Source organism: Burkholderia sp. HAN2018 (genome assembly GCF_024704855.1).
Taxonomy (GTDB): domain Bacteria; phylum Pseudomonadota; class Gammaproteobacteria; order Burkholderiales; family Burkholderiaceae; genus Burkholderia; species Burkholderia cepacia.
Genome location: NZ_QOBB01000042.1, coordinates 24,264 through 42,201, shown reverse-complemented (window position 1 = coordinate 42,201; position 17,938 = coordinate 24,264). Strand labels below are relative to the sequence as shown.

At 68.2% G+C, this 17,938-nt stretch carries 20 protein-coding genes and 1 tRNA gene; 3 read left to right on the top strand and 18 right to left on the bottom strand.

The features are described from left to right. Positions 1-106 precede the first annotated feature (106 nt). The 16 genes from ureG to hemN all read right to left on the bottom strand — a co-directional run bounded on the left by ureG (position 107) and on the right by hemN (position 14,748). Complete coding sequence (gene ureG / locus DPV74_RS13955; protein WP_027788168.1) at positions 107-754, bottom strand: urease accessory protein UreG; 648 nt, start codon at positions 752-754, stop codon at positions 107-109. A gap of 14 nt (positions 755-768) precedes the next feature. Further along, entirely contained in the window at positions 769-1,449 is a 681-nt protein-coding gene (locus tag DPV74_RS13950; protein WP_042976674.1) for an urease accessory protein UreF, read from the bottom strand. Continuing rightward, on the bottom strand, positions 1,436-2,035 hold the full coding sequence (gene ureE, locus DPV74_RS13945) for an urease accessory protein UreE (protein WP_119337405.1): 600 nt from the start codon (positions 2,033-2,035) through the stop codon (positions 1,436-1,438). Before ureE ends, DPV74_RS13950 begins: the two co-directional genes overlap by 14 nt. Before the next feature lie 24 nt (positions 2,036-2,059). Continuing rightward, positions 2,060-3,766: an urease subunit alpha gene (ureC, locus tag DPV74_RS13940; protein ID WP_119337404.1), complete on the bottom strand. Its 1,707-nt coding sequence runs from the start codon at positions 3,764-3,766 to the stop codon at positions 2,060-2,062. 28 nt (positions 3,767-3,794) lie between these two features. Next, entirely contained in the window at positions 3,795-4,100 is a 306-nt protein-coding gene (locus DPV74_RS13935; RefSeq protein WP_021161917.1) for an urease subunit beta, read from the bottom strand. Between the two features lie 8 nt (positions 4,101-4,108). After that, entirely contained in the window at positions 4,109-4,411 is a 303-nt protein-coding gene (locus DPV74_RS13930; RefSeq protein WP_006491064.1) for an urease subunit gamma, read from the bottom strand. Between the two features lie 236 nt (positions 4,412-4,647). Then, positions 4,648-5,523: an urease accessory protein UreD gene (locus DPV74_RS13925; RefSeq protein WP_091923152.1), complete on the bottom strand. Its 876-nt coding sequence runs from the start codon at positions 5,521-5,523 to the stop codon at positions 4,648-4,650. 173 nt (positions 5,524-5,696) lie between these two features. Next, entirely contained in the window at positions 5,697-6,389 is a 693-nt protein-coding gene (gene urtE, locus DPV74_RS13920; RefSeq protein ID WP_060083985.1) for an urea ABC transporter ATP-binding subunit UrtE, read from the bottom strand. A gap of 4 nt (positions 6,390-6,393) precedes the next feature. After that, on the bottom strand, positions 6,394-7,251 hold the full coding sequence (gene urtD, locus DPV74_RS13915; RefSeq protein ID WP_119337403.1) for an urea ABC transporter ATP-binding protein UrtD: 858 nt from the start codon (positions 7,249-7,251) through the stop codon (positions 6,394-6,396). Continuing rightward, positions 7,248-8,435 (bottom strand): urea ABC transporter permease subunit UrtC, encoded by a 1,188-nt coding sequence (gene urtC, locus DPV74_RS13910; RefSeq protein WP_021161913.1) that lies wholly within the window; start codon positions 8,433-8,435, stop codon positions 7,248-7,250. Before urtC ends, urtD begins: the two co-directional genes overlap by 4 nt. A 1-nt stretch (position 8,436) precedes the next feature. Then, a complete protein-coding gene (urtB, locus tag DPV74_RS13905) occupies positions 8,437-10,056 on the bottom strand; it encodes an urea ABC transporter permease subunit UrtB (RefSeq protein ID WP_027788160.1) in 1,620 nt (539 codons plus the stop codon). A 139-nt stretch (positions 10,057-10,195) separates the two neighbouring features. Further along, positions 10,196-11,503, bottom strand: coding sequence for an urea ABC transporter substrate-binding protein (urtA, locus tag DPV74_RS13900; RefSeq protein WP_059685649.1), 1,308 nt, complete (start codon positions 11,501-11,503; stop codon positions 10,196-10,198). A 426-nt stretch (positions 11,504-11,929) separates the two neighbouring features. Beyond that, entirely contained in the window at positions 11,930-12,253 is a 324-nt protein-coding gene (locus tag DPV74_RS13895) for a rhodanese-like domain-containing protein (protein WP_119337402.1), read from the bottom strand. A 14-nt stretch (positions 12,254-12,267) separates the two neighbouring features. Continuing rightward, a complete protein-coding gene (locus tag DPV74_RS13890; protein WP_021157052.1) occupies positions 12,268-12,924 on the bottom strand; it encodes a protein-L-isoaspartate O-methyltransferase in 657 nt (218 codons plus the stop codon). Between the two features lie 104 nt (positions 12,925-13,028). After that, positions 13,029-13,286, bottom strand: a complete 258-nt coding sequence (locus tag DPV74_RS13885) for a hypothetical protein (RefSeq protein WP_119337401.1) — start codon at positions 13,284-13,286, stop codon at positions 13,029-13,031. A 70-nt stretch (positions 13,287-13,356) separates the two neighbouring features. After that, on the bottom strand, positions 13,357-14,748 hold the full coding sequence (gene hemN / locus DPV74_RS13880; RefSeq protein WP_027788157.1) for an oxygen-independent coproporphyrinogen III oxidase: 1,392 nt from the start codon (positions 14,746-14,748) through the stop codon (positions 13,357-13,359). A 172-nt stretch (positions 14,749-14,920) separates the two neighbouring features. On the opposite strand from hemN, the gene DPV74_RS13875 reads away from it, so the two are divergent. The 3 genes from DPV74_RS13875 (at position 14,921) to DPV74_RS13865 (ending at position 16,728) form a co-directional block, all read left to right on the top strand. After that, positions 14,921-15,238 (top strand): YkgJ family cysteine cluster protein, encoded by a 318-nt coding sequence (locus DPV74_RS13875; RefSeq protein WP_034195806.1) that lies wholly within the window; start codon positions 14,921-14,923, stop codon positions 15,236-15,238. Continuing rightward, complete coding sequence (locus DPV74_RS13870; protein WP_027788156.1) at positions 15,235-15,816, top strand: DUF1439 domain-containing protein; 582 nt, start codon at positions 15,235-15,237, stop codon at positions 15,814-15,816. Before DPV74_RS13875 ends, DPV74_RS13870 begins: the two co-directional genes overlap by 4 nt. 81 nt (positions 15,817-15,897) lie before the next feature. Then, positions 15,898-16,728, top strand: coding sequence for an undecaprenyl-diphosphate phosphatase (locus tag DPV74_RS13865; protein ID WP_027788155.1), 831 nt, complete (start codon positions 15,898-15,900; stop codon positions 16,726-16,728). Positions 16,729-16,839: 111 nt separating this feature from the next. On the opposite strand, the gene trmB is transcribed toward DPV74_RS13865, so the two are convergent. Beyond that, positions 16,840-17,607: a tRNA (guanosine(46)-N7)-methyltransferase TrmB gene (trmB, locus tag DPV74_RS13860; RefSeq protein WP_021157058.1), complete on the bottom strand. Its 768-nt coding sequence runs from the start codon at positions 17,605-17,607 to the stop codon at positions 16,840-16,842. A 133-nt stretch (positions 17,608-17,740) separates the two neighbouring features. Beyond that, positions 17,741-17,815, bottom strand: a tRNA-Gly gene (locus DPV74_RS13855). Between the last annotated feature and the right edge of the window lie 123 nt (positions 17,816-17,938).

The window sequence follows — 17,938 nt, the reverse complement described above, 5'->3', positions numbered from 1 at the left end:
GCATGCGCCGCCGGGCGTGCAGGACGCTGCCGACGACGCATAGACGGCGGCCGGCGCGATGCCGCCCCGGCACGCGTGGCGGCGTCGCAGGGCGCCGCCACGCCGCTCACACCGTCAGCAAACCCTTCTTCTCGATGAACGCGATCACGTCCGCGACGCCTTCGAGCGCCTTCAGGTTCGTCATCACGTAGGGCCGCTCGCCGCGCATCTTCTTCGTGTCGGACGCCATCACGTCGAGGTTCGCGCCGACCAGCGGCGCGAGGTCCGTCTTGTTGATCACGAGCAGGTCGGACTTCGTGATGCCGGGGCCGCCCTTGCGTGGAATCTTCTCGCCGCCCGCGACGTCGATCACGTAGATCGTCAGGTCCGACAGCTCGGGGCTGAAGGTCGCCGCGAGATTGTCGCCGCCCGATTCGATGAACACGATGTCGGCGTCGGGAAAGCGCGACAGCATCCGGTCGACGGCCTCGAGGTTGATCGACGCATCCTCGCGGATCGCCGTGTGCGGGCAGCCGCCCGTCTCGACGCCCATGATGCGCTCCTCGGGCAGCGCGCCGGCAACCGTCAGCAGCCGCTGGTCTTCCTTCGTATAGATGTCGTTGGTGATCGCGACGAGGTCGTAGCGCTCGCGCATCGCCTTGCACAGCATTTCGAGCAGCGTGGTCTTGCCGGAGCCGACGGGGCCGCCGATGCCGACGCGCAGCGGCGGCAGTTTCTTCGTGCGGCGGGCGGGGGACGGAGCGGGTGCGTTCATGGCGTGTGTCGTGTTCAGGAGCGGAACAACCGCGAATACTGGGTTTCGTGCCGTGCGGACAGGATGCCGAGCTGCGGCGCGAACGTGTTGACGGCGTCGGGCGGCGTCGCGAGCGCGCGGCGTACGGCCGCGTCGATCGCACCGCGCAGCGCGACGATGATGCGTTGCCCGGCGAGCTGGCCGAGCGGCACGGCCTTCAGCGCGGCGGACGTCTGGTTCTCGACCCAGCCGAATGCGTACGCGGCGAGCACGGCGTCGGCGCTCGCGTCGTGCGCGGCGGCCGCGTAGGCGAATGCGGTCGGCAGCGCGATCGGCGACATCGCCGCGAGCGTTGCGCGGCGCGCGGCATCGCCCCATTCGAGCGACGCGCACAGTTGCGCGAGCGACCAGCCCATCTGTTCGGTTTCGCGGCGCAGTTCGGCCGATTCCCGGCTCGCGACGAACCACGCATTTTCGGCGACGAGCGCGTGCGTGTCGTGCGCGTGCCAGCGTGCGAGCTGGTGCGCGAGGAACGGCAGCTCGCCGTGCGCGAGCACGTCGGTCAGGCCGCTGGCGATCCAGTCGCGCGCGGAATCGGCGTCGTGGATCAGGTTCGCGTCGAGCGCGGCTTCGAGGCCCTGCGAATAGCTGTACGCGCCGATCGGCAGCGCCGGCGACGCGAGATGCAGCAGCGCGACGAGTTCAGTGGTGGTCATGGCCGTGGCCGTGCGTGCATCCGGGACCATGCTGATGATCGTGATCGTGCGAGTGCGAGTGCGAGTGGCCGTGATGCTCGCCGAACACCTGCTGCGCAAGCGCGTAATCCTCGGCGAACGTCGCATCGTGCCCGTGCTTGTGTCCGCCGCCGTACGCGCCGGCTTCCGGCTGGAACGGCGCTTGCGTTTCCTCGACCTGCGTGCCGAGCCGGCGCAGCATGTCAGCGAGCACCGGGTCGGCCTCGAGCTTCAGGTAGCCGTCGCCGATCTCGACCGGCGTATGACGGTTGCCGAGGTGATACGCGGCACGCATCAGCGTGAGCGGATCGGCCGCGCGCACGCGCAGCACGGTTTCGGCGGCCGCGGCGATGCGCACGAGCGCGCCGTCGTCGGCGACGAGCACGTCGCCGTCGCGCAGGATCGTGCCGCGCGGCAGCAGCACGGCGACGTCTTCGCCGGTGTCGAGCGTCGCCGCGAGGCGGCTCTTGCAGCGGGCGTCATAGGCGAGCGTGAGCGTCGGCGCGCGCGCGACGAGCGACGCGGCGAGTTTCACGTTCGGGGCAATACGTTTGTCGAGGGTGCGCATGAAACAGGAACCGGAAACCGGCAATCAGAACAGGAAATAACGCTGCGCCATCGGCAGCACCGTGGCCGGCTCGCAGGTGAGCAACTGGCCGTCGGCGATCACGTCGTAGGTTTCGGGATCGACGCTGATCGACGGGCGCCATGCGTTGTGGATCATGTCGGCCTTCGTCACGTTGCGGCAGTTGAGCACGGGCACGATCCGCTTCGCGAGGCCGTAGCGTTCCGCGATACCGGCATCGGCCGCCATCTGCGACACGAAGGTCAGCGACGTGCGTGCGAGCGCACCGCCGCGCGTCGCGAACATCTCGCGATAGTGGACCGGCTGCGGCGTCGGGATCGACGCGTTCGGGTCGCCCATCTGCGCCATGGCGATCATCCCGCCCTTCAGGATCATCGACGGCTTGATCCCGAAGAACGCCGGCTCCCACAGCACGAGGTCGGCCCACTTGCCGGGTTCGATCGAACCGACTTCGTGCGCGATGCCGTGCGTGAGCGCCGGGTTGATCGTGTACTTCGCGACGTAGCGCTTCGCGCGGAAGTTGTCGTTGCGTGTGCCGTCTTCCGGCAGCGCGCCGCGCTGCACCTTCATCTTGTGCGCGGTCTGCCAGGTGCGGATGATCACTTCGCCGACGCGGCCCATCGCCTGCGAGTCGGACGACAGCATCGACAGCGCGCCGAGATCGTGCAGGATGTCCTCGGCCGCGATCGTCTCGCGGCGGATCCGCGATTCGGCGAACGCGAGATCCTCGGCGATCGACGGATCGAGGTGATGGCACACCATCAGCATGTCGAGATGCTCGTCGAGCGTGTTGATCGTGTACGGGCGCGTCGGGTTGGTCGACGACGGCAGCACGTTCGCCTCGCCGCACACCTTCAGGATGTCGGGCGCATGGCCGCCGCCCGCGCCTTCGGTGTGGTACGTGTGGATCGTGCGGCCCTTGAACGCGGCGACCGTCGATTCGACGAAGCCGCCTTCGTTCAGCGTGTCGGTGTGGATCGCGACCTGCGTGTCGGTGTCGTCGGCGACCGACAGGCAGTTGTCGATCGCGGCGGGTGTCGTGCCCCAGTCCTCGTGCAGCTTCAGCCCGATCGCGCCGGCCGCGATCTGCTCGACGAGCGGCTGCGGCAGGCTCGCGTTGCCCTTGCCGAGGAAGCCGAGGTTGATCGGCCAGCCGTCGGCGGCCTGCAGCATCCGCTCCATGTGCCACGGGCCCGGCGTGCAGGTCGTCGCGTTGGTGCCGGTGGCCGGCCCCGTGCCGCCGCCGAGCATCGTCGTGACGCCCGACGCGAGCGCCTCGTCGATCTGCTGCGGGCTGATGAAGTGGATGTGCGTGTCGATGCCGCCGGCCGTCACGATCAGCCCTTCGCCGGCGATCACTTCGGTCGCGGCGCCGATCGCGATCGTCACGCCCGGCTGGATGTCCGGATTGCCGGCCTTGCCGATCGCGGCGATGCGGCCGTGCTTGATCGCGATGTCGGCCTTCACGATGCCCCAGTGATCGAGGATCACCGCGTTCGTGATGATCGTGTCGGGCACGTCGGCGGCCACGCGCTGCGACTGGCCCATGCCGTCGCGGATCACCTTCCCGCCGCCGAATTTCACTTCCTCGCCGTAGGTCGTGTAATCGCGTTCGACCTCGATCAGCAGTTCGGTATCGGCGAGCCGGACGCGGTCGCCCGTCGTCGGCCCGAACATTTCCGCGTACGCGCGGCGGCTCAAGCGTAATGTCATGTGCTGTTCCTGAAGAGCGGGGCGCGGCTTACAGCGGCCCCATCACCTTGCCCTGAAAACCGTAGACGGCACGATCGCCCGCGAGTGCGACCAGCTCGACGGTGCGCGTCTGGCCCGGCTCGAAGCGCACGGCGGTGCCGGCCGCGATGTTCAGGCGGAAGCCGCGCGCGGCCGCGCGATCGAACGACAGCGCGTCGTTGACTTCGAAGAAGTGGTAGTGCGAGCCGACCTGCACCGGGCGGTCGCCGGTGTTCGCGACGACGAGCGCGAGCGTCGCGCGGCCTGCGTTCAGTTCGTGTTCGCCGTCGTCGGTGAGGATTTCGCCGGGGATCATGCGGGGCCTCACGGAATCGGGTGATGGACGGTCACGAGCTTCGTGCCGTCGGGGAAGGTCGCCTCGACCTGGATGTCGGGAATCATCTCCGGCACGCCGTCCATCACGTCGTCGCGCGTGAGCAGCGTCGTGCCGTAATGCATCACCTCGGCGACCGTCCTGCCGTCGCGCGCGGCTTCCATCAGCGCGGCGGTGATGAAGGCGACTGCCTCCGGATAGTTGAGCTTCAGGCCGCGTGCGCGACGGCGCTCGGCCAGCAGCGCCGCCGTGAAGATCAGCAGCTTGTCCTTCTCTCGGGGAGTCAGTTTCATGAAGGCAAACGTTCAGTAAAACGTAATTTTTATCGGTGCGTGGGCAACGGGGCGAACGCGCGGGTCATCGTAGCACCGCGCCGTTTTGCGTGCGTCGTGTATCGGTTATGTAAGCAGCAAGGCGCGTGCCATGTGCATGGAACGCGGCGCGATGCGCGCTTCTGGTGCGCGATGCATGGGCAACGTGCGGCGCGGGCCGCGGCGCTGCATCGAAACGGTGCGTGGCGCGACCGTGCTCAGGTTTGCCAGAGGCGCAGCGGCCGTGCGTCGACGCCGTGCACGATCGGCCGCAGATGCAGCCAGCAGTCGGTGAAGTGGCGTTGCAGCGCTTCCATCGACGTCGACAGCGCGCGCACCAGCACGACGCCGGGCGTCACGCAGGTCGCGCTCGCGCGCAGCGTGGCATCGAACGGCATCCGCGCGGCGAGCGATTCGGCGAGCGCGGCGTCGCATGCGGCGCCGGCGGCCCACAACGTGCCGTATACCGGAAAGCCGGCGAGGCCCTGCAGCGCACCGCGCAGCGGATCGTGCGCGTCGAGCAGCGCGCGTTCGGTCCACAGCGGCCGACCGTCGGCATCGACGAGCGCCGCGCTCGACACGATGCGGCCGGCCGACCAGGTTTCGCCGGCTGCTTGCCGGCCGAGCTGCGTCGCGTCCCAGCCGATCGCGCTTGCGCCCGTGCCGAGCTTCACCGTGAAAGCGAGCGACGCATGCGCCGCGTCGAAGAACAGGTTGTTCTGCGGCAGCCAGTCGAGTTTCGCGTGGTCGCCGACCGTGATGCCGATGCGCTGCGTCGCGTCGAGGCCGTTCGACTTGTACCACTTGGTCGCGCCGGGCGTCGTCAGCACCGCGTGCGTGCCGCTGCCGAGCGCGATGTCGATGTCGAGCCGGTCGCCGCCGGCGACGCCGCCCGGCGGGTGGACGATCACCGCATGGCAGATCGCGTCGCCTTCCGGATACAGCGGCCGCTGCACGCGCAACGGGCCGTCGTGCAGCCGGTGGGCGAGCGTCGTGCGTGTGCCGTGCCGCTCGAAGCCGAGTTCGAGGCGGCCGCGCCAGGACTTGGCGACGGCGGGGCGGGACAGCGGGGCGTGGGAATCGGGGGCAGACATCGGCGGGAAGCAGGGGACGGGCGCTGGGATCGAGGATGCTACCGCAACACTATACGCCTGGGTGTTCCGGTTGCCGAACGCGGTGAAGCGGAGAGGCGATGACGCCGGCGATCGCATGACGTGCATCGATCGCCGGCACCGCGCAGCGGCGCAATCGTGCGCCGCGTGCGTCGCTACACGGCGATCAGCTCGCGCACGCCGTTCGCTTCCATGTCCCGCGCGTCGCCGCCCGCGACGATCTCGCCGCGGCTCATCACCCAGTAGCGGTCGGCGATCGACTGGGCGAAGTCGTAATACTGCTCGACGAGCAGCACGGTCATCTTCGCTTCGTCGACGAGCTGGCGCAGCGTGCGGCCGATATCCTGGATGATCGACGGCTGGATGCCTTCGGTCGGCTCGTCGAGGATCAGCAGCTGCGGCTCGCTCATCAGCGCGCGGCCGATCGCGAGCTGCTGCTGCTGGCCGCCCGACAGGTCGCCGCCGCGTCGCGTGCGCATGTCCTTCAGCACCGGGAACAGGTCGTAGATGCGGTCGGGCACCTTCGACGGTGCTTTCCGGCTCGCCGCGCCGACGAGCAGGTTCTCCTCGACGGTGAGCCGCGGAAAGATGTCGCGGCCCTGCGGCACGTACGCGAGCCCGGCCGCGACGCGCGCATACGGCGGCATCGCACTGAGCGCGGTGCCGCGCCACGAAACGCTGCCGCTTTTCGCGGCGACGACGCCCATCAGGCAGCGCAGCAGCGTGCTCTTGCCGACGCCGTTGCGGCCGAGCAGCACGGTGAGCTTGCCGTCGTCGGCGGCGAGGCTCACGTTGCGCAGGATATGGCTGCCGCCGTAGTACTGGTTCAGTGCTTCGATCTTCAGCATTGCATCAACGTCCGAGATAAGACTCGATCACCGCGTCGTCGCGCTTGACCTGGTCGAGGGTGCCTTGCGCGAGGACCGCGCCTTCGGCCATCACCGTCACGCGGCCCGTGTCGCCGGCGAGCGCCGCGACGAATTCCATGTCGTGCTCGACGACCATCATCGAGCAGGTGCCGCGCAGCGTGTTCAGCAGCTCGGCGAGCTCCATCGTCTCGTGGTCGGTCATCCCGGCCGCCGGTTCGTCGAGCAGCAACAGCGCAGGGCGCTGCATCAGCAGCATGCCGATCTCGAGCCGCTGCTTCTGCCCGTGCGACAGCTCGCCCGCCGCGCGATACGCGTCGCTTTCGAGGCCGATCAGCGCGAGCGTCTCCTCGATCTTCGCCTGCGCGGTGCGGTCGAGCCGCGCGCGCAGCGACGTGAGCCAGCCCTTGTCGGTCTGCATCGCGAGTTCGAGGTTTTCCCACACCGGATGCTGCTCGAACACGGTCGGCTTCTGGAACTTGCGGCCGATGCCCGCGCGCGCGATCTCCGGCTCGTTCATTCGCGCGAGGTCGATGGTCTGGCCGAGAAACACCTTGCCCGCATCGGGGCGCGTCTTGCCGGTGATCACGTCCATCATCGTCGTCTTGCCCGCACCGTTCGGGCCGATCACGCAGCGCAGCTCGCCCGCGTCGATCGCGAGCGACAGCTTCTTCAGCGCGCGGAAGCCGTCGAAGCTCACCTCGATGTCCTCGAGGTAGAGGATCGTGCCGTGCGACGTGTCGATGCCCGGCGGCACCACGCGCCCCATCGATGCGGTGCCGCTGACGGCGAGCAGCTCGTCCTCAGGCGGCGGCGTGAACTGGTAGAGGGCCGTTCCGTTCATGCGCGTTTCCCCTTCGCGAGCACGGTTTCGACGAGGCCCATGATCCCGCGCGGCAGCAGCAGCGGCACGAGCACGAAGATCAGGCCGAGGAAGAACAGCCAGTATTCGGCGAAGTAGGCGGTAAACAGGCTCTTCGCGCCGTTCACCGCGAACGCGCCGACGATCGGCCCGATCAACGTGCCGCGGCCGCCCACCGCGACCCAGATCGCCATCTCGATCGAGTTGCCGGGCGACATCTCGCCGGGATTGATGATGCCGACCTGCGGCACGTACAGCGCACCCGCGATGCCGCACAGCACGGCCGACACGGTCCACACGAACAGCTTGTACGCGAGCGGGCTGTAGCCGAGGAACATCAGCCGCGTCTCGCCGTCGCGCACCGCGGTGACCACGCGCCCGAGCTTGCTGGTGACGATCGCGCGCGCGGCGATGAACGCGAGCACGAGCGTCGCGAACGTCAGCAGCAACAGCACCGTGCGCGTACCGGGCGACGTGATCGCGAAGCCCGCGATGCGCTTGAAGTCGGTGAAGCCGTTGTTGCCGCCGAAGCCCGTCTCGTTGCGAAAGAACAGCAGCATCGCGGCGAACGTCAGCGCCTGCGTGATGATCGACAGGTACACGCCTTTCACGCGCGAGCGGAACGTGAAGAAGCCGAACACCCAGGCGAGCACGGCCGGCACGAGCACGACGAGCGCGAGCGCCCAGGCCAGATGCTGCGTGCCGCTCCAGTACCAGGGCAACTGATGCCAGTCGAGGAACACCATGAAGTCGGGCAGGTCGCTGCCGTACTTGCCGTCGCGGCCGATCTCGCGCATCAGGTACATGCCGATCGCATAACCGCCGAGCGCGAAGAAGAGGCCGTGGCCGAGGCTCAGGATGCCGCAGTAGCCCCACACGAGATCGAGCGCGAGCGCGGCGATCGCGTAGCACATCAGCTTGCCGGCGAGCGTCATCGCATACGCGGACAGATGGAACGCGCTCGACTCGGGCGCGACCAGCGCGGCGAGCGGCACGCCGATGCCGATCGCGATGCACAGCGCGATCAGCGCGAGCCACGCGCGGCGCGACAGCAGCGCGGGGCGGGGCGGCAGGCCGAGCGCGAAACCGTTCTCCGCACGCGCGGCGGCAGCGGGCTTCGGCGCGTCGGCGAGCGGCTTCGACAACGAATCGGTGATTGAAGTCATGTCACGCCTCCGCGCTGCGGCCCTTCGGGGCGAACATGCCCTGCGGACGCTTCTGGATGAACAGCACGATCATCACGAGCACCGCGATCTTCGCGAGCACGGCGCCCCAGAACGGCTCGATCGCCTTGCTGACGAGGCCGAGCCCGAAACCGCCGAGCACGGTGCCGGCGATCTGCCCGACGCCGCCGAGCACGACGGCCATGAACGAATCGATGATGTAGTTCTGGCCGAGATCCGGGCCGACATTGCCGATCTGCGACAGCGCGCAGCCGCCGAGGCCCGCGATGCCGGCGCCGAACGCGAATGCGTACGCATCGACGCGTGCGGTCTTCACGCCGACGCACGCAGCCATCCGGCGGTTCTGCGTGACCGCGCGCACGAACAGGCCAAGGCGCGTCTTCGTCAGCACGGCCCACGCGACGAACACCACGGCGAGCGCGAACGCGAGGATCACGAGGCGGTTGTACGGCAGGATCAGGTTCTGCATCACCGTCACGCCGCCGCTCATCCACGACGGGTTCACGACCTGCACGTTCTGCGCGCCGAACAGCATCCGCGTCGCCTGGATCAGGATCAGGCTCACGCCGAAGGTGGCGAGCAGGGTCTCGAGCGGGCGGCCGTACAGGTGCCGCAGCACGAGCCGTTCGAGCACGATGCCGACCAACGCGGCCGTCACGAACGACACCGGCACGGCGACGAGCGGATACCAGTCGAACGCGCCGGGTGCGTAGCGCTGGATCAGCGTCTGCACGACATAGGTTGCGTACGCACCGATCATCAGGAATTCGCCGTGCGCCATGTTGATCACGCCGATCAGCCCGTACGTGATCGCGAGGCCGAGCGCGGCGAGCAGCAGCACGCTGCCGAGCGACAGCCCCGCGAACAGCGTGCCCGCGATCTCGCCGCGGCGCTGCAGCGAGTGCAATGCGTCGAGCCCTTGCTGGGCGGCGTCGCGCACACGCGCGTCGGGCTCCGCGTAGCTGCCGTCGGCATTCTTCGCGACGAGCGGGCGCAACTGCTCGATCATGTCGAGATCGCGGCGCGCGGCCACGACCTGCACGGCTTCGAGGCGCTTCGCCGGATCGGCGTCGTGCAGCGCGGCGATCGCCCACAATGCATCGAGGCGGCGCTTCAGCGTGGGATCCGTTTCCTTTGCGCGCGCTCGGTCGATCATCGGCTTGAGTGCCGGGTCGGGCGACTTCAGCAGCGCATCGATCGCGTCGCGGCGCGCGGCAACGTCGGGCGACGCGAGCGCGAGCCCCGACAGCGCGCCCGCGATTTTCGTGCGCAGCAGGTTGTTCAGCATCACGGGCTGCGCGTCGCCGGCCGGCGTCGCGGCCTGCGAGAGCGCGTCGTGTGCGGTGTCGCCGGACTGGATCAGCAGGCGGCCGTCGCCGGTCGCGAGCGCGTCGCCGTTCGACAGCGCGTTGAGCAACGCGACGGCGCGCGGATCGGGATCGGCGGCGAGCCGTTCGACCGCGGCCGTCTTCGCGTCGAAGTCGTCGCCGGCGAGCGCGGCGGTATCGGCAGCCGTCAGCGCGAACGCGGCGCGCGGCAGTCCGCCCGCGAGGGCGGCGCACGCGACGATCGCGACGGCGGCTCGGCGAAAGCGTGTAGGCATCGGGAAATCCTGTCGGACGTGGAAGGCGGATGCAGGCGGCGATGCGCGGGCGCTTGTGGTGCGTCGGCAAGCGCGCCCGGTACGGCGGCGCCTGCAAGCGGGCGGAGCATCGCGCCGGTGCGCGACGCCCCGCGTCGCGTCAGGCGAGCGCCGTGCGCTGCCGGCGCAGGAACGCCGGGATCGACGTGACGATGTCCGGCTTGCCCTGGTTACCCGCGATGTACGGGCTCCACGGTTGCGCGCGCACGGCCGTCTTCGTCTTCCACACGACGTTGAACTGCCCGTCGCCGCGGATCTCGCCGATCATCACCGGCTTGTGCAGGTGATGGTTGCCGTCCATCGCGAGCGTGAAGCCCGACGGCGCGGCGACCGTCTGGCCGATCATCGCGACGCGCACCTTGTCGACGTCGGTGCTCTTCGCCTTCTCGACGGCCTGCTTCCACATGTGGATGCCCACATAGGTCGCCTCCATCGGATCGTTGGTCACGCGCTTCGCGCCGCCCGGCAGGTTGTTCGCCTTCACCCATGCTGCGAACTGGTCCTTGAACTTCGTGTTGGTCGGGTTCTTCACCGACATGAAGTAATTCCATGCGGCGAGGTGGCCGACGAGCGGCTTCGTGTCGATCCCGCGCAGTTCCTCCTCGCCGACCGAGAACGCGACGACCGGCACGTCGGTCGCCTTGATCCCCTGGTTGCCGAGCTCCTTGTAGAACGGCACGTTCGAGTCGCCGTTGATCGTCGAGATCACGGTCGTCTTGCCGCCCTGCGAGAAGTTCTTGATGTTCGCGACGATGGTCTGGTAATCGCTGTGGCCGAACGGCGTGTAGACCTCCTGAATGTCGGCGTCCTTCACGCCCTTCGATTTCAGGAACGCGCGCAGGATCTTGTTGGTCGTGCGCGGATACACGTAGTCGGTGCCGAGCAGGAAGAAGCGCTTCGCGCTGCCGCCTTCCGCGCTCATCAGGTACTCGACGGCCGGGATCGCCTGCTGGTTCGGCGCCGCACCCGTATAGAACACGTTGCGGGACATTTCCTCGCCTTCGTACTGCACCGGGTAGTAGAGCAGCCCGTTCAGTTCCTCGAACACCGGCAGCACCGACTTGCGCGACACCGACGTCCAGCAGCCGAACACGCACGCGACCTTGTCCTGCGTGAGCAGCTGGCGCGCCTTCTCGGCGAACAGCGGCCAGTTCGACGCGGGATCGACCACCACGGGCTCGAGCTTGCGGCCCATCACGCCGCCGCTCTTGTTGATGTCGGCGATCGTCATCAGCGCGGTGTCCTTCAGCGACGTCTCCGAGATCGCCATCGTGCCCGACAGCGAGTGCAGGATGCCGACCTTGATCGGGCCGGTGCCCGCGTCGGCCGCGTGCGCGAACGGGCTCTTGCCCGCGAGCGCAAGCGCGCCGGCCATCGAACCGAACTTCAACAGACTGCGACGTTTCATCGGGTTCCCCTTGACGTGTTGGATATGCGTGCGCCTTGACGGCGTCGGCCAACGGATAACGCAAGGCATGTGCCAGTCGTGCGGATGCACGCCCGGCGTGCCTGCGCGGGGCAGGGCGGGGCGTCGCGGCGGGGCGCATGACGCGTCGTGCAGCATGCGCGGTCCGTCGCGGTGCAGGGGCGCGGGCGGAAATGGTGCACGGTCGGGGTTCCCCGTTCCGGTGCCCGCGCGCGGTGCGAGAACGGTCGTGCACCATGACTTCGCGGCAAGCGGGGTGGGGCGGTGCCGTCGCAGGTCGGATGACGCCGAGACGAACCGGCGCGGGAATGAAAAACGGGCGCGCCATGCGCGCCCGTTCAGCGGGTCGGTATGACCGGCGGCGATGTGCCGGCCGGTGCGGCGGCGCGCGATGCGCCACCGGCGGGATCAGTAGCGCGGTACGGACGGATCGACGTCGCGCGACCACGCGTCGATTCCGCCTTGCAGGTTGTACAGCTTCGTGAAGCCGCGCGACTCGAGGAACATCGCGACCTGCGCGCTGCGCATCCCGTGATGGCACACGCAGACGATTTCCGCTTCGTCGTCGAGTTCTTCGCTGCGCACGGGAATCTGCTGCATCGGGATCGACACGCTGCCGGCGATGTGCGCGGTCGCGATTTCCCACGGTTCGCGCACGTCGAGCACGACCGGCGCGGGGCGCGCCTTGTCGCCGAGCCATTCCGCGAGCATCGCGGCGGTCAGGATCTGCATGGAGGCTCCGCCGCTCAGAACTTGAAGCGCGACGGCTCGATCGCGTTGACGAGGTGGTCGATGTAGGTTTCGAACACGTCGGCGACGCGGTACTGCTTGTCGTCGATGCGCGTGATGATCTGCGCCTTCATCACCGGACGGCCGCCGACGAATGCCGACAGGCGGCCGCCGACCTTCAGTTGCTCGAGCATCTCCTGCGGCACGACGGGCAGGCCGCCCGCGACGCAGATCACGTCGTACGGCGCCTTGCCGGCCCAGCCGCGCGAACCGTCGCCGAGGACGACTTCCGCGTTGGTCACGCCGTCGTTGCGCAGGTTGTCTTCCGCGAATTTCGCGATGGCCGGATCGATCTCGACGGCCGTCACGTGCCGGGCGCGATGCGCGAACAGCGCGGCCAGGTAGCCCGAACCGGCGCCGATCACGAGCACGTTCTCGTGCTTCTTGACGGCCAGCTCCTGCAGCACGCGCGCTTCGACGCGCGGGAACAGCATCTTGCTGGTGCCGCCCGGCAGCGGCAGTTCGAGGTCGGCGAACGCGAGATCGCGGTATTCGGCCGGAACGTAGTTTTCACGCTTGACGATCGACAGCAGGCCCAGGACGTCGAGATCCAGCACGTCCCACGGCCGGATCTGTTGTTCGATCATGTTGAAACGCGCGTTTTCGATATTCATGGTGTGGTCACGCAGCCTGGTCGGCCATCAGCGGGGATAGAGAAACTTCGTGATTGTACCAAACGGGGCGGCTGCAAAGCCTTCAGGCGGCCTGCAACAGACCTTTACCCCTTGCTCTTCCTGATCTGCGCCTCGAATGCGAGGTCGAGCTTGCTCGCCTTGCGCGGTTTTTTGGGGCCGAATTCGTCGACGAACTTGACGAACTCGTCGGGCGGCAGCGGCTCGCAGCGCTTCTCGGCGGTGCCGCCCGAGCGGTCGACGAGATAGAACAGGCCGCCCGCCATCGCGACGGCCGCGAAATGCGGGTTGCCGGAGCGGGTCTTCAGGCGTTCGACCGCGTGGGTCGCTTTGGTGGTGCGCATCGTGCGGATTCTGGCGGGGCGTAAGCCCCACACTGTATCAAACCGGCCGTCCGCATGCGCCCGGCCGACCCTAGACCGTGCGTGAATACCGCTGCTGCTGCGTTTGCCCGAGATACGCGTCGAACGCCATCGCGATGTTGCGCACGACCATCCGGCCGGCCGGATGGATCGTCAGGCGGTCGCCCGCGATCGTCAGCAGCCCGTCGCGCTCGAACGGGCGCAGCGCGTCGAGCTCGCGCGCGAAATGATCGGCGAAGCGGATGCCGTGTGCGGCCTCGACATGCGAGAACGGCAGTTCGAGGTTGCACATCAGCTGCGTGATCACGTCGCGGCGCAGCCGGTCGTCGGGCGTGAGCCGCACGCCGCGCGCGATCGGCAGCCGGCCCGCGTCGAGCGCGGCGCCGTAGGCGGGCAGGTCCTTCGCGTTCTGCGCGTAGACGTCGCCGACCTTGCCGATCGACGACACGCCGAAACCGACGAGGTCGGTATCCGCGCGCGTGCTGTAGCCCTGGAAGTTGCGTTGCAGCGTGCCGTTGCGCTGCGCGCGCACGAGCTCGTCGGACGGCCGCGCGAAGTGATCCATCCCGATGTACACGTAGCCGGCCGACGTCAGCATGTCGATCGCGAGGCCGAGCAGCGCGATGCGCGTTTCCGGCGGCGGCAGCGTCGCATCGTCGATCTGCCGCTGCATCTTGAACAGGTGCGGCATGTGCGCGTAGCCGAACACCGACAGCCGGTCGGGCGCGAGTTCGATGATCGTTTCCAGCGTGCGCGCGAAGACGGCAACGGTCTGGTGCGGCAGCCCGTAGATCAGGTCGACGCTCACCGAATGAAACCCCGTCGTGCGCGCGGCGGAGAGCAGGTCGGCCGTCATCGCGCGCGGCTGGACACGGTTGATCGCCTGTTGCACCGCCGGGTCGAAATCCTGCACGCCGAGGCTCAGCCGGTTGAAGCCGATATTGCGCAGGTGGACGAGCGTGGCGGGCGTGACCGTGCGCGGATCGATCTCGATCGAGAATTCGGCGTCGGCATCCGGCGCGAGCGCGAAGTGCTCGCGCGTGGCCGCCATCAGCTCGGCCGTTTCGTCGTCGGACAGGAAGGTGGGCGTGCCGCCGCCCCAGTGCAGCTGCGTGACCGGGCGCGCGGGATCGAACAGCGCGGCCTGCAGCGCCATCTCGCGCTTGAGCTGCTCGAGATACGGGCGCGCGCGGCGGCGGTTGTTGGTCGCGATCTTGTTGCAGCCACAGTAGAAGCACGCGGTGTTGCAGAACGGGATGTGGAAGTACAGCGACAGCTCGCTCGACGAGGCGCCGGGGTCGCTTGCCGCGCGCAGGTAGTCGGCCGGGTCGAAATCGTCGCGGAACTGCAGCGCGGTGGGGTACGACGTATAGCGCGGCCCGTTCGCGCCGTATTTCGCGAGCAAATCGGGACGGAACATTGAGTCGGCAGAACCGGAACGCATGATGGTCTCGCGCTTTTTAGATGCTTTCGAGTATATAAACGCACGATTGGGCTGCATTGTGTAATAACGTCGCAGCCGGCGATGGCACAATGCGGGGTGCGGCTGCCGGCACCGCGTCCGGTTGCCGCACCGTTTTTTGTTGTTCGTTCGAGAGAGCCGAGTGTCCGTCGAAATGCCTGTCCGCCCGGCGCCTGCCGATGTCCCTCCGCCGCATGCGTGCCGCGAGGGCTGCGGCGCGTGCTGCATCGCGCCGTCGATTTCCAGCCCGATTCCGGGCATGCCCGACGGCAAGCCGGCCGGTGTGCGCTGCGTGCAGCTCGGCGACGACCTGCGCTGCCGGATCTTCGGCCGCCCCGAGCGGCCCGCGTGCTGTTCCGGGCTGCAGCCGGCCGCGGACATGTGCGGTGCGTCGCGCGACGACGCGCTCGCGTGGCTCACGCGTCTCGAGGCCGCGACGCGGCCGTCGCAACCAGGAGAGTGTTCAGCATGACCGCACCTTGCGCGCCCGGCCGGCGCCGTTTCCTCGCCGCAACCGTCGGCGCCGTCGGCGTGACGCTGTCGCTCGCCGCGTGCGCGTCGACCTTCCCGTTCATCCCCGATCACTACACGTTCTCGCGCGGCGACGTGCAGAAGGCTGTCGCCCGCAAGTTCCCGTACCAGAAGACGGTCGCGCAGGTCGTCGACGTGTCGCTCGCGAACCCGGCCGTCAACCTGCTGCCCGACCAGAACCGCGTCGCCGTGCAGCTCGACGCGCATTTCGCGAGCCCGTTCCTGCGCGCGCCCGTCAGCGGCAAGTTCACCGTGTCGGGCCAGCTTGCTTACGATGCACCGAGCCGTTCGGTGGTGCTGAAGTCGCCGGCCGTCGACAGCCTCGCGCTCGACGGCGACGCGCAGATGTACGCGCAACAGGTCGGCGCGGCCGCGGGCCTGCTCGCGACGCAGTTGCTGACCAACTATCCGATCTACACGTTCAAGCCCGAACAGCTGCAATTTGCCGGGGTGAACTACGAACCCGGTACAATTACGATTCTTACAAACGGCATACGCGTGGCGATCGTCGAAAAGTGACGACGAACCGCGCCCGGCCGGAGGGGGGCCGCGCGCGGAAGAGTGGCCCATTCATTCGACCATTTCGGAGTTGGGCCACGGATGGACTGGATCCTGATCTGCAAGGCTTTGATCCTCGGCGTCGTCGAGGGGCTGACGGAATTCCTGCCGGTGTCGAGCACCGGTCACCTGATCGTCGCGGGCAGCTTCCTGAATTTCAACGATTCGCACGCGAAGACCTTCGACGTCGTGATCCAGTTCGGGGCGATTCTCGCGGTCTGCTGGGAATACCGGCAACGGATCGTGTCCATCGTATCCGGGCTGCCCAGCCGGCCCGATGCGCGGCGCTTCACGCTGAACGTCGTGATCGCGACGATTCCCGCGATCGCACTCGGCCTCCTGCTCGAGAAGAAGATCAAGGCCGTGCTGTTCTCGCCGGTACCCGTCGCGTTCGCGCTCGTCGTGGGCGGGGCGATCATCCTGTGGGCCGAGGCGCGGCAGCGTGAACGCAGCGAGCCGCCGCGCGTGGTGTCGGTCGACGCGCTGACCCCGCTCGATGCGCTCAAGGTCGGCATCGCGCAGTGCTTCGCGCTGATTCCCGGCATGTCGCGCTCGGGCTCGACGATCATCGGCGGGATGCTGTTCGGTCTCGACCGGCGCGTCGCCACCGAATTCTCGTTTTTCCTCGCGATTCCGATCATCTTCGGCGCGACGCTCTATGAAACCGTCAAGGACTGGCAGGCGTTCACCGTCGATTCGCTCGGCCTGTTCGCGCTTGGCCTCGTCGCCGCGTTCGTCAGCGCGTTCGTGTGCGTGCGCTGGCTGCTGCGCTACGTCGCGACGCACGATTTCACGGTGTTCGCGTGGTACCGGATCGCGTTCGGGCTGTTCGTGCTGCTGGTCGGGTACAGCGGCTGGCTGAACTGGGCGTGACGCGGACACGGAGGCGGGCGCGCCTCCAATGAGAAAAGCCCGATCGGCAGATAACCGATCGGGCTTTTTTTATCCGGATCCGGGCGGCATGCGCCGCCGCAGCGGGAGGGCTCAGCCTGCGCGCTTGCGGAATACCAGGTCCCACACGCCGTGGCCGAGGCGCAGCCCGCGCCGTTCGAACTTCGTGACCGGGCGGTAATCGGGGCGCGGCGCGTAGTCGGCGGCGGTGTTTTCGAGCGTCGGTTCCGCGCCGAGCACTTCCAGCATCTGTTCGGCGTAGTTCTGCCAGTCGGTCGCGCAATGAATGTACGCGCCGGGCTTCAGGCGCGACGCGAGATGCGCGACGAGCGGCGGCTGGATCAGCCGGCGCTTGTGATGGCGCGCCTTGTGCCACGGGTCAGGGAAGAAGATGTGCACGCCGTCGAGACTTTCCGGCGCAAGCATGTGCTCGAGCACCTCGACCGCGTCGTGCTGGATGATGCGGATGTTCGGCAGATCCTGCTCGCCGATCAGCTTCAGCAGCGCGCCGACGCCCGGCTCGTGCACTTCGACGCCGAGGAAGTCGTCGCCGGGGCGGTTCGCGGCGATTTCCGCGGTCGATGCGCCCATCCCGAAGCCGATCTCGAGGATGCGCGGCGCGCTGCGGCCGAACACCGCATTCCAGTCGGGCAGCTCCGGCGCATACGGCACCACGAAGCGCGGGCCGAGTTCGTCGAGCGCGCGGCGCTGGCCGGTCGACACGCGGCCGGCGCGCGTCACGAAGCTGCGGATGCGGCGGTGGTGCAGCGGATTGACGGCGTCGGCGCCTTCGGCGGCTTCGTCGGGAATGGCGTCGTCGTGCGGCGGCAGGCCGGCTTCGTTCGGATCGTCGTGCATCATCGGTACAGAGAAAGGCTCGGTTGCGGGCGAGGGCCCGTTGCGCGCAGCAGTGCGCCGGGTGAACCGGCACATGGTACAAAAAAGCCGCCTTCGACGAGGCGGCTTTTGCGCAGGCTGCGATGCAGCCGGAAAGTGGAGCGGGCGATGGGAATCGAACCCACGTCATCAGCTTGGGAAGCTGAGGTAATGGCCATTATACGACGCCCGCAGAACGCGCAATTCTACAGGGGTTCGGGTCGGGATGGCAAGCGGGTGATTTGGCGCAGGACAACTGACAGGGCTCGATGCCGGACCGGCGGCGTCGCGCGCAGTGGCGGGGTGAGCCCGCGCT

Excerpts from the sequence above, each read along its gene's own strand:
- ureG (WP_027788168.1), bottom strand. The coding sequence starts at position 754 with ATGAACGCACCCGCTCCGTCCCCCGCCCGCCGCACGAAGAAACTGCCG.
- DPV74_RS13950 (WP_042976674.1), bottom strand. The coding sequence starts at position 1,449 with ATGACCACCACTGAACTCGTCGCGCTGCTGCATCTCGCGTCGCCGGCG.
- ureE (WP_119337405.1), bottom strand. The coding sequence starts at position 2,035 with ATGCGCACCCTCGACAAACGTATTGCCCCGAACGTGAAACTCGCCGCG.
- ureC (WP_119337404.1), bottom strand. The coding sequence starts at position 3,766 with ATGACATTACGCTTGAGCCGCCGCGCGTACGCGGAAATGTTCGGGCCG.
- DPV74_RS13935 (WP_021161917.1), bottom strand. The coding sequence starts at position 4,100 with ATGATCCCCGGCGAAATCCTCACCGACGACGGCGAACACGAACTGAAC.
- DPV74_RS13930 (WP_006491064.1), bottom strand. The coding sequence starts at position 4,411 with ATGAAACTGACTCCCCGAGAGAAGGACAAGCTGCTGATCTTCACGGCG.
- DPV74_RS13925 (WP_091923152.1), bottom strand. The coding sequence starts at position 5,523 with ATGTCTGCCCCCGATTCCCACGCCCCGCTGTCCCGCCCCGCCGTCGCC.
- urtE (WP_060083985.1), bottom strand. The coding sequence starts at position 6,389 with ATGCTGAAGATCGAAGCACTGAACCAGTACTACGGCGGCAGCCATATC.
- urtD (WP_119337403.1), bottom strand. The coding sequence starts at position 7,251 with ATGAACGGAACGGCCCTCTACCAGTTCACGCCGCCGCCTGAGGACGAG.
- urtC (WP_021161913.1), bottom strand. The coding sequence starts at position 8,435 with ATGACTTCAATCACCGATTCGTTGTCGAAGCCGCTCGCCGACGCGCCG.
- urtB (WP_027788160.1), bottom strand. The coding sequence starts at position 10,056 with ATGCCTACACGCTTTCGCCGAGCCGCCGTCGCGATCGTCGCGTGCGCC.
- urtA (WP_059685649.1), bottom strand. The coding sequence starts at position 11,503 with ATGAAACGTCGCAGTCTGTTGAAGTTCGGTTCGATGGCCGGCGCGCTT.
- DPV74_RS13895 (WP_119337402.1), bottom strand. The coding sequence starts at position 12,253 with ATGCAGATCCTGACCGCCGCGATGCTCGCGGAATGGCTCGGCGACAAG.
- DPV74_RS13890 (WP_021157052.1), bottom strand. The coding sequence starts at position 12,924 with ATGAATATCGAAAACGCGCGTTTCAACATGATCGAACAACAGATCCGG.
- DPV74_RS13885 (WP_119337401.1), bottom strand. The coding sequence starts at position 13,286 with ATGCGCACCACCAAAGCGACCCACGCGGTCGAACGCCTGAAGACCCGC.
- hemN (WP_027788157.1), bottom strand. The coding sequence starts at position 14,748 with ATGCGTTCCGGTTCTGCCGACTCAATGTTCCGTCCCGATTTGCTCGCG.
- DPV74_RS13875 (WP_034195806.1), top strand. The coding sequence starts at position 14,921 with ATGCCTGTCCGCCCGGCGCCTGCCGATGTCCCTCCGCCGCATGCGTGC.
- DPV74_RS13870 (WP_027788156.1), top strand. The coding sequence starts at position 15,235 with ATGACCGCACCTTGCGCGCCCGGCCGGCGCCGTTTCCTCGCCGCAACC.
- DPV74_RS13865 (WP_027788155.1), top strand. The coding sequence starts at position 15,898 with ATGGACTGGATCCTGATCTGCAAGGCTTTGATCCTCGGCGTCGTCGAG.
- trmB (WP_021157058.1), bottom strand. The coding sequence starts at position 17,607 with ATGATGCACGACGATCCGAACGAAGCCGGCCTGCCGCCGCACGACGAC.